Raw genomic sequence first — 15099 nt, forward strand, 5'->3', positions numbered from 1 at the left:
GGTTCAGCTCGCGAGCTTGAAGTCGGGACGGACGGATTTGCGGCGCATGTCGGTGACCAGCACGTCGACATCCAGGATCAGGGCGACGCGCCCGTCGCCCAGGATGGTGGCAGCGGCGACGCCCTCGACCTGCTGGTAGTTGGTTTCCAGGCTCTTGATGACCACCTGGCGCTGGCCCTGGATGGCGTCGAACAGCAGGGCCGCCTGTTGGCCGCCTTCGGTTTCGACGACCACGGCGACGCCTTCGGTCGGGTTCATCGGCTGTTCGCGGAAGCCCATGATCAGGGCCACGTCGATCAGCGGCAGGAAGCGGTCGCGGAAGCGGATGACGGGATCCACGCCGCCGACGAAGTGCAGGTCGACGGCTTGCGGGGTCAGGCTCTCGACGATGGCCGGCAGCGGCGCGATCAGCGTCTGTTCGGCGGCGGCGACGACCATGCCGTCCAGCACCGCCAACGTCAGCGGCAGGCTGAGGGTGAAGGTCGAGCCCTTGCCCGGAACCGAGCTGATGGAGATGCGGCCGCCCAGCGCCTGGATCGAGCGTTTGACCACGTCCATGCCCACGCCCCGGCCCGAGATGTCGGACACGACGGCGGCGGTGGAGAAGCCCGGCGCGAAGATCAGATTGTCGATCTGCTCGTCGGTCAGGGGCGCGTCGGCGGCGATCAGACCCTTGTCGACGGCGATCTTCTTGACCCGTTCGCGGTTGATGCCGCGGCCGTCGTCGGAGATTTCGATGACGATCCGACCCGAGCGGTGCAGGGCCGCGAGACGCACCGTGCCCTCGGCCGGCTTGCCGGCGGCGACGCGCTCCTCGGGCGTTTCCAGCCCGTGGTCGATGGCGTTGCGCAGCATATGGGTTATGGGCTCGGCCAGGCGTTCGACCACGGTCTTGTCGACCTCTGTGTCCTCGCCGGCCGTGACCAGACGGACCTGTTTGGAGACCATGTCGGCGACTTCGCGCACCAGGCGCGGCATGCGCTGGAACACCGACTTCACCGGCTGGGCGCGGATGGCCATGACGCTGTCCTGGATCTCGCGGGTCAGCAGTTCCAGGTCTTCGAGGCCGAGCGCGATGCCCGACGAGCGGGCCAGGCCGCTTTCCAGGACGCGCTGCGACAGCATGGCCTGCTGGATGACCAGTTCGCCGACGACATTGATCAGGCGATCCACCCGATCAAGATCGACACGGATCGTCACCGGCGCGGGCGCGACAGGAGCGGAAGCCGGCGCGGGGGTCGCCGCCACGGGTGCGGCGACGGGCTCAACGACGGGCGTAGCGATGATCGGCGCCGGGGCCGGCTCGGGCTCCAAGGCGGCGGAGGGCACCACTTCGGCCGCCGGCTCGGCGGCGCCGGAAGCCTTGGCCAGCAGGGCAGCGATATCCAGATCGTCGCTGGCGGGCAGGACGGCGGCCGGTTCGTCGTCGAACGCGCCGATATCGGTTGCGCCGCCGGCGCCCAGGGGCGTGATGGTCAGGTCGCAGTCGCTTTCGACGAAGTCGAAGACCTCGCGCACGGCCGCCTCATCGACGGCGGCGGCCAGATCGACGGTCCAGGTCAGGCAGCCGTCCTCGATCGACAGCGCGTCCAGCGTCGGCGTCTCGCTGTCGTCCACGACGACCGTAACCGGGCCGAGACGACCCAGCTCGCGCAGCAGCAGGCTGGTCTCGTTGGCGTTGACGTACATCCGGCCCATCGGCTTGAACACGATGCGCCAGCCGACCGACGGCGCGTCCGCGCCCAGGTCGGCGATGGGCAGGGACGCAGGCTCGTCCAGCGCCATGTCGAAGGCCATGGGGGTGAAGCCGAAGTCATCCTCGTCTTCCTCGACCTCGACCGGCGCCTCGCCGCCGTGGGTCAGGACCTGCATTTCGGCGACCAGGGAGGCGGACCGCGCCTCGTCCACCGGAGGGATCAACCCTTGCGCGGCCTGAATGTGATCGGCCAATACGTCGGAGGCGCGCAGCAGGGTCTTGATGGTGATGGCGTCGCACGGTTTACGGCCCGCGCGCAGTTCGTCCATCAGGGTCTCGAAGACGTGGGCGAACCGGACTAGGGCCTCCAGGCCGAAGGCCCCTGCCCCGCCCTTGACCGAATGGACGGCGCGGAAGACGGCGTTGATCGTCTCCAGGTCGGTCTGACCCTGTTCAAGCAGCATCAGCTTGGCTTCCAGGTCCGCGAGCAGTTCGTCGCACTCCTGGAAGAAGGTGGCTTTGATGGCTTCGAAGGCGTCCATTAGGTCGGGGTCCGGCGGGCTTCAGGCGATCAGGCGGCGACGCGGCGGACGGCGTCCACCAGCTTTGCAGGGTCGAACGGCTTGACGATCCAGCCGGTGGCGCCGGCGGCGCGGGCGCGGGCCTTCTTCTCGACGTCGCTCTCGGTCGTCAGCACCAGCACCGGGGTCGTGCGGTGGTTCGGATCGGCGCGGACGCCCTCGATGACGCCGAAGCCGTCCATGCGCGGCATGTTGATGTCGGTGATGATGACGTCGGCGCCCTTGGACGCCAAGGTCTCCAGACCGTCCACGCCGTCCACCGCCTGGATCACGGTATAGCCCGCGTCTTCCAGCGCCATCAGCAGCATGTCGCGCATGGTGCGTGAATCGTCGATCGTCAGAACGGTCTTGGTCATGCCAACGCCCCCTCGGTGTTGAAGTCCGGCGCGCCGTAGGCCGCCCATTGTTCCGTCCAATATTGGGACACAGACCCTAAACTTAGGTTGACGCCGTCGGCCGCCCACGTCTTTCGCGCCGACAGCAGAATCTGCAGGCACAGGCCGCCCAGGCGCTGGACCGCGGAGGCGTCAAGGACCACCGGATGACCGCGCAGGGCCAGCACTTCAGCCTTCAGCGGCTCGGCCGCATTCAGGTCCAGCACGTCGGACAGGATGAGGGTTTCAGTCATCAAAATTCCTCCCAACCGTCTTCGGCGGCGGTGACTTGAGGCCTGGGCGCGGCGCCGCCACGGCCGATGGTCTTCAGCGCGGCGACTATGTGGCTGGAGCGAGCAGCGGGCTTGGCGACGGGCGCAGGCCTGCGAACCGGCGCAGGCGCGGCGGCGCGCGGCGACGAGGCCCCGACGCGGAACTGGGCGACCGAGGCTTGCAGGCTCTCCGCCTCCTGGGCCAGCGAATGGCTGGCGGCGGTCGATTGTTCGACCATGGCCGCGTTCTGCTGAGTGACCTGGTCCATCTGGTTCACGGCGGTGTTGACCTGGGCCAGACCGACGGCCTGTTCCTGGGCCGAAGCCGCGATTTCTGTGACCAGGCTGTCGATCTCGGCGACCCGGTCCACGATCCGTTGCAGGGCCTCGCCGGTCTCGCCGACCAGTTTGACGCCCGAGCCGACCTGACCCGTTGAGGCCGAGATCAGGGTCTTGATCTCCTTGGCGGCCTCGGCCGAACGCTGGGCCAGGGCGCGCACTTCGGAGGCGACCACCGCGAAGCCGCGACCGGCCTCGCCGGCACGCGCGGCCTCGACGCCGGCGTTCAGGGCCAGAAGGTTGGTCTGGAAGGCGATCTCGTCGATGACGCCGATGATCTGATTGATCTGGGTGGACGAGCCTTCGATGGCGGTCATGGCCTGGACGGCGTCGCGGACGATGATGCCGCTCTTCTCGGCGTCGCCGCGCGCGGCCTGAACCACGTCGGAGGCTTGACGGGCGCCCGAGGCGGTCTTGTTCACCGTGGCGGTGATTTCATCCAGGGCCGCAGCCGTTTCCTCCAGCGAGGCGGCCTGCTGTTCGGTGCGGCGCGACAGGTCGTCGGCCGCCTGCGAAATCTCGCCGGCGCCCGAGCGGATGCCCGAGACATTGTTGACCACGACCGAGACGGCCTGCTGCAGCTGGGAGATGGCGGCGTTGAAGTCGGTCTTCAGCTGAGCCGACTTGGGATTGAAGTCGATCTCGATCCGGTAGGTCAGGTCGCCGTTCGACATGGCGGACAGACCCTGGCCCAGGGCGCCGATGGCCTGGGCGTCCTCGGCGGCCTCACGCGCCTTCTCGGCCTCGCGTTCAGCGCGTTCCTGCTCGCTCATGGACCGGTTGGCGATCGCCTCCTGTTCGACGCGGACCTTTTCGATCGCGGCGTCGCGGAAGGCCACGATGGCCTGACCCATCTTGCCGAACTCATCCTTGCGCTCGGCGCTGGCGACCTTGATGTCGGTATCGCCGGCCATCAGTTTTTGCATATAGCCGATCATCGTGAAGATCGGGCGCACGATGGAGCGCGTCGCGACGAAGCCGGCGATGACGGCGATCACCAAGGCCGAGATCAGTCCCACGATCGTGGCGATCAGAGCGGTGCGGCTGGCGGCGGCCTGAGCCTCGGTCGAGGCCTTGCGCGCCACATCGTTGGCGCTCTTGATCTGGTCGATCGTGTCTTCGACTGGTGCGACATAGTTGTCGGCCGTTCCGTTGCGCCCGACCATTTGCACGGCCTGGGACGCGCGACCGTCGCGCACCATCGCGGAACCGGCTTCGACGACGTTCTTGTACCAGGTCGCATTGGCCTCGACCGCCTTGTCGATCAGGGCGGCGCGATCGGCCGGCAGTTCGCCGCGCAACTCGTCCATGGCCGCCAGAAACTTGGCGCGGTGCGCATCGACGCGCTCGATATAGTAGGGATCCTGAGACAGGAGGTAGCCGCGGAAGGCGTTCTCCTGGCGCGTCATGTAGAACTCGGCCGTCGCCGTGGTGCGGTTGGCCTGGTTCTCCACCGTGCGAACCTCGCCGGCCTTCTCTAACTGAAGCAGGCTGGTGACGACGACGACGCCCATGACGGCGATCGCCGCCAGAACGAGACCAAAGGCCGCGAACAGCTTGCGGCCGACGGGCATATTTTCAATCAACTTCAACTCAGCATCCCCCGGTGGATCGGTTACTCAGAACGAATGGGTGGCGATCGCGGCAGTGCGGCCATGCGGTCGGCGACGCCCGACTTCGAGGCCCAGCCTCTGGGTCATCAGCGGCGTCGATACAGCGGCTGCCGAAGGCCCGTAGAAATGTGATGAGCTACGCATGGCGATCCCCGAAGCTTCTGCATTCTGAAGCCCAAGGATGAGGCGATGATTAATATTAAATCTGAACTGCGCCGTATGTAGGATTGCGTAGACGAGACGGCGGATGTGGCGTCGCCTGCGAAAGGGTCCTAAGCGCTGCGCTCTCGATCACAGGCCTGAACCCAATCCGCGCGAATACGTATGTTCACGTATAGAAAATGCGCCTATACAAAATTGTCCAAAACGTGGCCTGGGCATTCCTGTAATAGTTCAACCAGCCAACGATCATGAATTCATGCCCTCGTGAAATACATTCGCCTGTATCGATTTAGCATCGCGATATGAGCTTCCGGTCCAAGACAGGGTGGAGCGGGGCGTTGATTGCGTGTCTGTCGGTGCTTGTTGCGACACTGATCCGCAGCGCACTCGAACCGATCGGAAACTTCTACTATCTGCCGCTGGTCCCGGCGGTGATTGTTACGGCTCTGCTGGCGCGAAGGGGGGCGGTCGTATTGGCGATCCTGTTGGCCATCGGGGCCAACCTGTGGCTTGTGCCGCGTGAAAGCACCCTGGACGCCATAACGAACGCCGCGCTTTTTGCGGTCATCGCTTGGGTCATCGCCGAGGTCTGTCGTCGGCTGATCGACTCGTTGGAACAGGCCCGCGCCCTGACGCGCGATCTGGCGCTGCGCGAGATGCTGCTGGACACCATCGTGGCCACGACGCCGATTGTGACCCTGGACCGTGAAGGACGCACGCGCCGCGTGACCCCGGCCGCCGCCGATCTGCTGGGTGTGGATCGAGAGGCGGCGATGGCGCAGCCTTTCGCATCACTGCTGCCCGGCTTCGACGACGCGGCCCTGGCGAAGGCTCGCCAGGGCGGCGAGGTGCTGAGCCCGTCCTCCGGCCCCTGGACGAGCGGGAATATAGAGACGCCCGGGTCGCCGCTGACGCTTCACGCCAACGTGCTCCCGGATGACATCGCCCCCGAACACATCGTCCTGACGCTGGGCGATCAAAGCCAGGCCGAGACGATCCGCAAGGGCGAGCGCGATTTGAACGACAAGCTCAGCAGCGTCTGGCGTTTGAACTCGATGGGCGAAATGGCCGCAACCCTGGCCCACGAACTGAACCAGCCGCTGACCGCCGCCACCGTTTATCTGCATGCCGGCCAGGCCGAACTGACACGGCTGGGGACGGTCGCGGAAGGGCCGGCCAGGACCATCGACCTGGCCAAGACCCAGTTGCTGCGCGCGGGCGACATCATCCGGCGCATGCGCGAACAGGTCGCCACAGGTTCGCGGTCCTTCACCGAAGAGCGGGCCTCGCTGATCGTCCTGGACCTGGCGCCGGTCTTCGCCCTGACGGGACAGGACACCGACACGACGATCGCTCTGGATGTGGAAGAGAACGACGATCAGGTTCTGGCCGACCGCATTCAAATTCAGCAGGCGCTGGCCAATCTGGTGCGCAACGCCGTGGACGCCGTCATCGGACGCGAGGGCGCGCGCGTGACGGTGACCGGCCGGACGCTGGGCGCGGACGGCTATGAGATCGCGGTGTGCGACAATGGCGACGGCATCCCCGAAGACAGAATCGACAGCATCTTTCATCCGATGGCGACGACTAAGGCCGGCGGCATGGGTCTGGGGCTGTCGGTCACGCGTTCAATCGTCGAAAGCCACGGCGCGACCCTGGTCGTCAGCCGGAATTCTCAGGGTGGAGCGACCTTTTCGTTTCGTTTGCCGCGTCCCACGGAGTCCGAAATCTGATGAGCCCGCACTCCGTTTTCATCATCGACGACGACCCCGCCATGCGCGACGCCTTGGTGCTGATGCTGCGCGGGGCTGGGTATCGGGCGCGCAGTTTCCTCAGCGCCGACGACTTCCTGACCAATCTGCCCGAAGACCGCAGCGCCTGCGTCATCACCGATGTGCGGATGCCGGGGCTTCAGGGTTCTGAGCTGGTCGGGCGTCTGAAAACCCTGCGCGGCGACACCTGGCCGGTGATCGTCATCACGGGTCATGGCGAGGTGACGCTGGCGGTTCAGTTGATGAAGGCGGGCGTCGTGGATTTCGTCGAAAAGCCGTTCGATCCGCAGCGAATGCTGGACGCGGTTTCCAGCTGTCTGGCCTCCCTGACCAGTCTTGAGGCCGAGCGGATCGCGCGAGAGGACGCCAAGGCCCGACTGGACACCCTGACCCCGCGCGAGCGTCAGGTGTTCGACGCCCTGATCGACGGCTGCTCCAACAAGGAGATCGCGCAGAGGCTGGAGATCAGCCCGCGTACGGTGGAAATCTTTCGCGCCAAGGTGATGACGAAAATGCAGGCCGCGAACCTGTCCACCCTGGTCCGGATCGGAATGCGCGCCGGCGACGCTTGAGCCGGACGAGATTCGTCGCCACCTTAGTCGCGACATGAGCGACCGGTCCGCAGGCCTCGCCCCGTCCCGCGTGACTGCGGTCCTGGGGCCCACCAACACCGGCAAGACCCATCTGGCGGTCGAGCGGATGCTGGGTCACGCCTCGGGCATGATCGGCCTGCCGCTGCGCCTGCTGGCCCGCGAGATCTATGAGCGGATCGTCAAACAGCGCGGCGCGGCGGCCGTCGCCCTGATCACGGGCGAGGAAAAGATCGTCCCACCGCGCCCGCACTATTTCGTCTGCACCGTCGAGGCCATGCCGCTGGAGCGATCGGTCGAGTTTCTAGCCATCGACGAAATCCAGCTGGTCGCCGATCCCGAACGGGGCCACGTCTTCACCCAGAGGCTGCTGCACGCGCGCGGCCGGTTCGAGACGATGTTCCTGGGCGCCGGAACCATGGAGCCGCTGATCCGCCGCCTGGTCCCCGGTGTCGAGATCGTGACGCGCGACCGGCTGTCCACCCTGTCCTATGCGGGGTCCAAGAAGCTGACCCGCCTGCCCCGCCGCAGCGCCATCGTCGCCTTCTCGACCGATCGGGTCTACGCCATCGCCGAACTGATCCGGCGTCAGCGCGGCGGCGCGGCTGTGGTGATGGGCAGTCTGTCGCCCCGCACCCGCAACGCCCAGGTGGCCCTGTATCAGTCGGGCGAGGTCGATTTTCTGGTCGCCACCGACGCCATCGGCATGGGGCTGAACATGGACGTGGACCATGTCGCCTTTGCGGGCCTGAGAAAGTTCGACGGGCGGCGCACCCGCTGGCTTTACGCCCATGAAATCGGCCAGATCGCCGGGCGGGCCGGCCGGCATCTGCGCGACGGCACCTTCGGCGTCACGGCCGAGGCCGAGGATCTGGACCCCGATCTGGTCGAACAGGTGGTCGAGCATCGGTTCGATCCGATCGAGGCGGCGGAGTGGCGGAACGCCCGGCTGGATTTCGACACCCTGCCCGATCTGCTGCGCTCGCTGACGGTGACGCCCCAGCGATCGGGGCTGAGCCTGACGGCGGAGGCGCTGGACGAGACCCTGCTGCGTCGTCTGATCAAGGACGAAGAGATCGCGCGGGTGGGCCGTTCGCGCGGGGCGGTCATGCGTCTGTGGGAGGCGTGCCAGTTGCCCGACTTCCAAAAGACGACGCTGGATGAACACGCCCGGCTGGCCAAGGACGTCTTCCACGCCCTGACCGGCAAGCGGGGTCGGCTGACCGACGACTGGATGGCGCCGCGCTTCGCCTTCGTGGATCGTGACGACGGTCAGATCGACCAGCTGTCGGCGCGGCTGTCGGCGGTGCGTACCCTGTCCTACATCGCCAACCGGCCGGACTGGGTCCACGACGCGCAAGGCTGGCGCGACAAGACCCGCGCGCTGGAGGACCGGCTGTCCGACGTGCTGCACGAGCGGCTGACCGCGCGGTTCGTGGATCGCCGCACCACCGCCCTGATGCGGGCGCTGAACGTGCGCGAAGACACTTTTGCAGGCGTCGCCGATGACGGCGAGGTCACGGTCGAGGGACAGGTCGTCGGCCAACTGGAAGGCGTGCGCTTTCAGATGGAAAAGGGCTCTTCGGCCCGGGAAGACCGCACCCTGCGCCAGGCGGCCGTGCGTGCGGTGACGCCCGAGATCAATCGACGGCTTGGGCGCCTGGCGGCCGAGACCGACGACGGCTTTTCGGTCACGCCGGACGGGGCGGTGCTGTGGCGCGGCGTGCTGACGGCGCAGATCGCCGCGACGCCGCAGGGCGTCGATCCGTTTACGCCCTCCGTGCGCCTGCTTGGCGATCTGGGACCGACGCCCGCCCGCGAGCGCGCCCAGCGCCGGATCGAGGCGTGGCTGGCGGCGGAAGCGGGCCGTGCGCTGCGCGATCTGCGACGGCTGCGTCAGGCGGTGGAGTCGGGGGCATTGAAGGGCCTGCCGCGCGGCGTCGCCTTTCGCCTGATCGAGGCCGGGGGTGTGATCGACCGGCGCGAAGTCGAGCGCGATCTGGCCGCGCTCAGTCAGGTCGAGCGCCGTACGCTGCGCAGTTTCGCCATCCGCATCGGGGTGCATTCGGTGTGGCTGCCCGGCCTTCAGAAGCCGCGCGCCCGACATTTCGCCCAGGCCTTCGTCGCCGCGCCGTTGATCCCGGCGACGCCCGATCTGATCCCCGCGCCGGTGGAGCCGCCCTCGGCGCGGCTGTTGTCCGCGCACGGATTGCGATTGGCGGGACGGTGGCTGGCGCCGGTCGAGACGTTGGAGAAGATGGCCGAGCTGCGGGCCGCCAATCACGGCCGGCTGTCCGACGAGGCCCTGACCGATCTGGGGTGGCGCGCCGATCAGGCCAAACAGATCATCGCCGCCCTGAAGGTCGAACGCGCCCGCCTGCCCGACAAGCCGGGCGCAGCGCCGAAGATCGTCAAGGACTCACCCTTCGCTGCGCTCGCCGCCCTGAAGGAGGCGCCGCCGGCGCGGCCCAAGCGTCGTCGTCCGCGTCGAAAGGCGAAGGCTTGAACGAGAACGCCTGTCGCATCGACATCTGGTTGTGGCGGGCGCGGTTCGTGAAGACGCGCGGCCTGGCGGCCGGTCTGGTGGAGCGGGGGGCGGTGCGGCTGACGCATCAGGGACGAGAGACGCGGCTCGACAAGCCCAGCCGGTGCGTTCACGTCGGCGACCTGCTGACCTTCGCCCAGAACGGACACGTCACAAGCCTGAAGGTCGAGGGGCTTGGCGAAAGGCGCGGACCGGCCGAGGAGGCCCGCGCCCTGTATTCTCTTACGGTCTAAACGGCCTCAAGTCGCGCGCAGCGCGGCAGGCCTACTTCTGGATGACGAACTCGCCTTCGATGTGCAGCTTCACCTCGTCGGAGACGGCCGGCAGGGCGTAGTTGATGCCGAAGTCCGAGCGCTTGATGGTCGCCTCGCCGTCGAAGCCGGCCTTGTACGCGCCCATGACGGTTCCGGCGCCGTTGAACTCGACCTCGATGGTGACGGGCTTGGTCACGCCCTTCAGGGTCAGATCGCCGACCACGGTCGCTTCGTTGGCGTCATCGGCGTCGACCGTGACCGAGCGCGAGACGAAGGTCGCAGTCGGATATTTGGCGGTGTCGAAGAAATCGGCGGTTTGCAGGTGGGCCTTCAGACGGTCGTCGTTGGGCGCCACGTCGGTCAGCGGGATCGTCGCGGTCAGCGTCGAGGCCGAGGGGTTGGCCGGGTCCAGCTTCAACACCGCCTTCACGTTCACGAACTGGCCCGTATAGGTCGACAGGCCGAAGTGATTGACCGACCAGGTGATCTTGCCGTGGCCGGAATCCAGATCGTAGTTCCCGGCGGTGACTTCGGCGGGGTTCTTGGTCAGAGCGGCCTGGGCCACGACCGCGCCGCCTGCGACCAGGCTGAGGGCGGCCGCGCCGACGACGGCGTATTTCATGAAGGGGGTGCGCATGGAGAACTCCTGTCGATGGGGCAGATATGCAATCAATACAGTTGCGATTAGGCGTCGTTCTGTCAAGGCGCTGCGAATGGCTCTCGCCTTAAGCCGCGCTGTTGACAGTTGGTTGCGTGGCCGCCATGTCGCAGGCCTCCCGCCCACAGACCGACACCCGTTTCTCGCCCAATGACCTACATCGTCACCGACGCCTGCGTGAAATGTAAGTTCATGGACTGCGTCGAGGTGTGTCCGGTGGACTGCTTCTACGAGGGCGAGAACTTCCTGGTGATCGCGCCGGACGAATGCATCGACTGCGGCGTGTGCGAGCCGGAATGCCCGGTCGACGCCATCGTGCCGGACACCGAGGACGAGCCCGACGGCAAATGGCTTCAGGTCAATGCCGAATACGCCAAGGTCTGGCCCAACATCACCGTCAAGGGCACGCCCCCCGCCGACCGCGAGCAGTACGAGCGCGAAACCGGCAAATACGAGAAATACTTCAGCCCCAAGCCGGGCAAGGGTTCCTGATTTAAGGACTGGCGGCGCTCAAGCCTTGCCGTATTTGCACGTCCGCCCTGTGGACGTTTTGAAATTCCGCAGATTTGTGATAGGTTCTGTTTCATTGGATCGGGCGGTCCGCGAAATCTTCGCGCCGCCCGTGTTTGCGACAGAATCCCGCCCTAGACGGGATCGGCCAGAGGTTTGGTGATCCGTTTCCGCTTTTGACGCCCAACATCATCCCCTCCGACGGAGCGATCCGGCGGATGAGATCCTGTTTGCGTTTCCTGCGCCTTCGTTTCGCCCGGCCCTGACCGGGAAAGGACGATTATGACGAGCAAGACTGGTCTGGAGTTCAAGGTTGGCGACGCGGTCGTCTATCCGGCGCACGGCGTCGGCAAGGTGGCGGCGATCGAGACCCAGGAAGTCGCGGGCATGTCGCTGGAGGTCTATGTCGTGACCTTCGACCACGAGAAGATGACCCTGCGCGTCCCGACCAAGAAGGCCGTCACGGCCGGCCTGCGTTCGCTGGCCGCCGACGACGTCGTGACGAAGGCCCTGACCACCCTGAAGGGCCGCGCGCGCATCAAGCGCACCATGTGGTCGCGTCGCGCCCAGGAATACGAAGCCAAGATCAACTCGGGCGACCTGATCTCCATCGCCGAAGTGGTTCGCGATCTGCACCGCGCCGACACCCAGCCGGAACAGTCCTATTCGGAGCGCCAGCTCTATGAATCGGCTCTGGACCGCATGGCGCGCGAAGTCGCCGCCGCCAACAAGATCGACAAGGACGCCGCCGTCGAGCTGCTCGCCAAGTCGCTCAGCGCCAAAAAGCCGATCCCGACCGCCGAAGCCGCCTAAGCTTCGAGTCTCGGACTAAAGTAAAGGCCCCGGAGCGATCCGGGGCCTTTTTTGATGCGTCGCAGAGCCGGGGTCAGAAGTATTCGGCGTTGGCCGGGCACTGGGCGCTGATGCGGCGCGCGGTGATGCTGGCGGGAATGTAGGGGGTGCCGCGCACGATCTGGGCGCCGCCGCGGAAGCTGAAGCTGGTTTCCGTGTAGGTCCCATTCAGGCGAACAGCAATGCGACGGCCCTTGCGGTCCTGGCAGGTTCCCTCGAAACGGGCATTGCCGTTGCCGACCACGCGGGTCGGATAGGTGCAGCGCCACTTGTTGGTCGACAGGCCGCCGAAGAATCGGTTGATCTCGCTGGGCCGCACGCACTTCTGCTCGGTGTCGCGCTGGCCCACCGCGCTGGTGGTGTATTCCCAATAGCCGGGCAGGACTTCGGACTGAGCCGCAGTCTGGGCCGGGGCGATGGCGGGCGAGGCCAGCATGAAGCCGCCGGCCATCACCGGGGCCAGGACGGCGAGCGCGCGCTTGGGCAGGCGATCGATCAAGGACGGACGGGACATGGAAGCCTTCTGTTCTGCTTGGGTCTCTTTTGAGGTCGTCATCATATGGGTCATACAGGGCGGCGTTTGAATGACGGCTGAACGAGGCGTGGGGACGATGGGTCCAGACTCGGCTTGACGGCGAACCGCCTCTTCCCTTATACGGCCCCCTCTCGCGCGGGCTGGTTCCCGCGCGCAACTGTTTCATGCGTCCTCTCCCACGCTCGGGCTGGACGCCGCACCTTAAGGATCTGACGATGTCGCGTCGTTGCGAACTCACCGGTATCGGCCCCATGGTCGGCCACAACGTGAGCCACTCGAACATCAAGACCAAGCGCCGCTTCCTGCCGTCGCTGAAGACGGTCAAGGTCACGTCGGAAGCCCTGGGCCAGACGTTCAGCCTGCGCATCTCAAACGCCGCGCTGCGCACCCTGGACTACAAGGGCGGCCTGGACGTCTTCATCGTCAAGGCCCGCGACGAGCAGCTGTCGATCGCCGCTCAGCGCATCAAGCGCCAGATTCGCGCCAAGCTGGCCGAACAAGCCGCCGCCTGATCGGCGACCGCGACATAGAGTTCTGGAAGAGGCCGGTGGAAACACCGGCCTTTTTCTTTGCGCCATTGCCCGCTCGCGCTAGCCTGTCACCTAAGAGAGGGACGGCTTTATGCGCATCAAGATTTTGCTTTTGGCCGCAGCCAGCGCCCTGACGCTGTCGGCCTGCGCCACCGTCGCCCAGCCGGCGCCGACGCCGCGCGAATCGACCGCCTTCACCTTGGCCACCGATCAGCCGCTGACGCCGGAACAGCAGGCGATGCAGTTCGACAAGGCCGATTTGTCGATCAAGGTCCTGCCCGACGACAAGGCCATCGACGCGGTCGCCGTGCTGGACTTCACCGCAAAGGCGCCCCTGACCGCTCTGGTCGTCGAACTGGACACCCTGCTGACCATTTCCTCGGTCCAGATCGACGGAGTCGAGGTCGCTGTCGATCGCTGGTCCAACCCCGAAGGCCGGCTGACGGTGCAGTTGCCCCACATGTTGGCCACGGGCCGGTCGGTAGCCCTGCGCGTCGCCTACGCCGGCCAGCCGCGCGTGGCGCCCCGTGCGCCTTGGGACGGCGGCTTCGTCTGGTCCACCGCGCCGTCGGGCGAGCCGTGGATCGCCACGGCGGTTCAGGGCGAGGGCTGCGACATCTTCTGGCCCTGCATCGACAGCCCGCACGGCGAACCGGGCCGGGTCGATCTGCACATCACCGTGCCATCCGCCCTGTCGGCGCCGTCCAATGGCCGCTTCCTGGGTACGGTCGATCACGGCGACGGCTGGACCACCTGGAACTGGTCGGCGAAATCGCCCAACACCTACGCCATCGCCTTGAACGTGGGGCCATACGAAGAGGTCTCGGGCGACTACGCCAGCCGGTTCGGCAACACGATCCCGATGCGCTACTGGCATCTGAAATCGGACACCCCCGAACAGGTTCAGGCCCTGTTCGCCCAGTTTCCCAAGATGCTGGACTTCTTCGAAGCCACCGTCGGCCCCTTCCCCTTCGGCGACGAGAAGATGGGCGTGGTCGAGACCCCGCACCTGGGCATGGAGCACCAGACCATCAACGCCTACGGCAACAGCTACAAGATCGACGGTCGGGGCTACGACTGGCTGTTGCAGCACGAGTTCGCCCACGAATGGTTCGGCAATCAGCTGACCAATCAGAACGCCGACGACATGTGGCTGCACGAGGGGTTGGGGTCATACATGCAGCCGCTCTATGCCCGCTGGCTGCTGGGCGACCGCTATATGCAGCGCGAACTGGCCAATCAGCGCGAGGGTTTGATCAACAAATATCCTGTCGTTTCAGGTACGCCCAAGACCGAAGACGAGGTCTACAAAGGCGACGTCGGGCCGGGCAATGACATCTATTCCAAGGGATCGCTGATCAGTCATTCGCTGCGGATGTTGATCGGCGACGCCGCCTTCCACGATGCGGTCACGCGTCTGGTCTATGGGCGAGCCGACCCCAGACCAGGCAACTTCGCGCCGCTTTATCGTTCGACTGGAGACTTCCTCGCGATCATCAACGATGTTACGGGCCGGGACTACGGCTGGTTCTTCCGCGGCTATCTCTACAACGCCGCCCTGCCGATGCTGACCCAGACCCGCGACGGCGATGTGCTGAAGCTGGAGTGGACGACGGGCGACGGCGGCGTCTTCCCCATGCCGCTGGAGGTCGAGATCGACGGGCGCGTTCAAACCGTGGCCATGACCGGCGGGCGGGGCCAGATCGCGGTTGCGGCCGGCGCCCATGTCCTGATCGATCCGCAGAACAAGGTGCTGCGCCAGATGGACGTGATCGACGAGCTTCAGGCCTATAAGGCGGCGCAGAAGCCGAAGTAG

At 66.2% G+C, this 15099-nt stretch carries 14 protein-coding genes; 8 read left to right on the plus strand and 6 right to left on the minus strand.

From position 1 onward, the window contains the following. Positions 1-3 precede the first annotated feature (3 nt). The 4 genes from AC3WRC_RS05720 to AC3WRC_RS05735 are packed head-to-tail and all read right to left on the minus strand — an operon-like array spanning position 4 to position 4836. On the minus strand, positions 4-2238 hold the full coding sequence (locus AC3WRC_RS05720) for a chemotaxis protein CheA (protein WP_492303198.1): 2235 nt from the start codon (positions 2236-2238) through the stop codon (positions 4-6). A 29-nt stretch (positions 2239-2267) separates the two neighbouring features. Next, positions 2268-2633 (minus strand): response regulator, encoded by a 366-nt coding sequence (locus AC3WRC_RS05725; protein WP_039246220.1) that lies wholly within the window; start codon positions 2631-2633, stop codon positions 2268-2270. Then, positions 2630-2905 carry an STAS domain-containing protein gene (locus tag AC3WRC_RS05730; protein WP_055806629.1) on the minus strand — a complete coding sequence of 92 codons (276 nt, stop codon included), beginning with the start codon at positions 2903-2905 and terminating at the stop codon, positions 2630-2632. The genes AC3WRC_RS05725 and AC3WRC_RS05730 overlap by 4 nt, the downstream gene beginning before the upstream one ends. After that, the gene (locus tag AC3WRC_RS05735; protein WP_492303469.1) at positions 2905-4836 is read right to left on the minus strand and encodes a methyl-accepting chemotaxis protein; all 1932 of its coding nucleotides are present in this window, start codon (positions 4834-4836) and stop codon (positions 2905-2907) included. The genes AC3WRC_RS05730 and AC3WRC_RS05735 overlap by 1 nt, the downstream gene beginning before the upstream one ends. Before the next feature lie 503 nt (positions 4837-5339). On the opposite strand from AC3WRC_RS05735, the gene AC3WRC_RS05740 reads away from it, so the two are divergent. From AC3WRC_RS05740 to AC3WRC_RS05755, 4 genes are read left to right on the plus strand one after another with little or no spacing between them, the layout of a single operon-like run. Continuing rightward, a complete protein-coding gene (locus AC3WRC_RS05740; RefSeq protein ID WP_316408648.1) occupies positions 5340-6770 on the plus strand; it encodes a two-component system sensor histidine kinase NtrB in 1431 nt (476 codons plus the stop codon). Further along, positions 6770-7381, plus strand: a complete 612-nt coding sequence (locus AC3WRC_RS05745; RefSeq protein WP_091750122.1) for a response regulator transcription factor — start codon at positions 6770-6772, stop codon at positions 7379-7381. The genes AC3WRC_RS05740 and AC3WRC_RS05745 overlap by 1 nt, the downstream gene beginning before the upstream one ends. Positions 7382-7415: 34 nt before the next feature. Continuing rightward, complete coding sequence (locus tag AC3WRC_RS05750; RefSeq protein WP_492303199.1) at positions 7416-9905, plus strand: helicase-related protein; 2490 nt, start codon at positions 7416-7418, stop codon at positions 9903-9905. Next, positions 9902-10177, plus strand: a complete 276-nt coding sequence (locus AC3WRC_RS05755; RefSeq protein WP_492303200.1) for an RNA-binding S4 domain-containing protein — start codon at positions 9902-9904, stop codon at positions 10175-10177. The genes AC3WRC_RS05750 and AC3WRC_RS05755 overlap by 4 nt, the downstream gene beginning before the upstream one ends. A 31-nt stretch (positions 10178-10208) precedes the next feature. On the opposite strand, the gene AC3WRC_RS05760 is transcribed toward AC3WRC_RS05755, so the two are convergent. Further along, positions 10209-10835: a YceI family protein gene (locus tag AC3WRC_RS05760; RefSeq protein ID WP_265151042.1), complete on the minus strand. Its 627-nt coding sequence runs from the start codon at positions 10833-10835 to the stop codon at positions 10209-10211. A gap of 171 nt (positions 10836-11006) precedes the next feature. Between AC3WRC_RS05760 and fdxA the strand changes: the two genes are divergently transcribed. Together fdxA and AC3WRC_RS05770 are read left to right on the plus strand one after the other, a co-directional pair. After that, entirely contained in the window at positions 11007-11348 is a 342-nt protein-coding gene (gene fdxA / locus AC3WRC_RS05765) for a ferredoxin FdxA (RefSeq protein ID WP_017505910.1), read from the plus strand. Positions 11349-11648: 300 nt separating this feature from the next. Beyond that, positions 11649-12179: a CarD family transcriptional regulator gene (locus AC3WRC_RS05770; protein WP_055753908.1), complete on the plus strand. Its 531-nt coding sequence runs from the start codon at positions 11649-11651 to the stop codon at positions 12177-12179. A 73-nt stretch (positions 12180-12252) separates the two neighbouring features. On the opposite strand, the gene AC3WRC_RS05775 is transcribed toward AC3WRC_RS05770, so the two are convergent. Beyond that, a complete protein-coding gene (locus tag AC3WRC_RS05775; protein WP_038294089.1) occupies positions 12253-12732 on the minus strand; it encodes a DUF3617 domain-containing protein in 480 nt (159 codons plus the stop codon). Positions 12733-12968: 236 nt separating this feature from the next. Here AC3WRC_RS05775 and rpmB point away from each other — a divergent pair, with 236 nt between their 5' ends. Together rpmB and AC3WRC_RS05785 are read left to right on the plus strand one after the other, a co-directional pair. After that, positions 12969-13265 (plus strand): 50S ribosomal protein L28, encoded by a 297-nt coding sequence (gene rpmB / locus AC3WRC_RS05780; protein WP_026108540.1) that lies wholly within the window; start codon positions 12969-12971, stop codon positions 13263-13265. Between the two features lie 109 nt (positions 13266-13374). Beyond that, positions 13375-15099 (plus strand): M1 family metallopeptidase, encoded by a 1725-nt coding sequence (locus tag AC3WRC_RS05785; protein ID WP_492303201.1) that lies wholly within the window; start codon positions 13375-13377, stop codon positions 15097-15099.

It is taken from the genome of Brevundimonas sp. EU05-FHT14B07 (assembly GCF_058790795.1).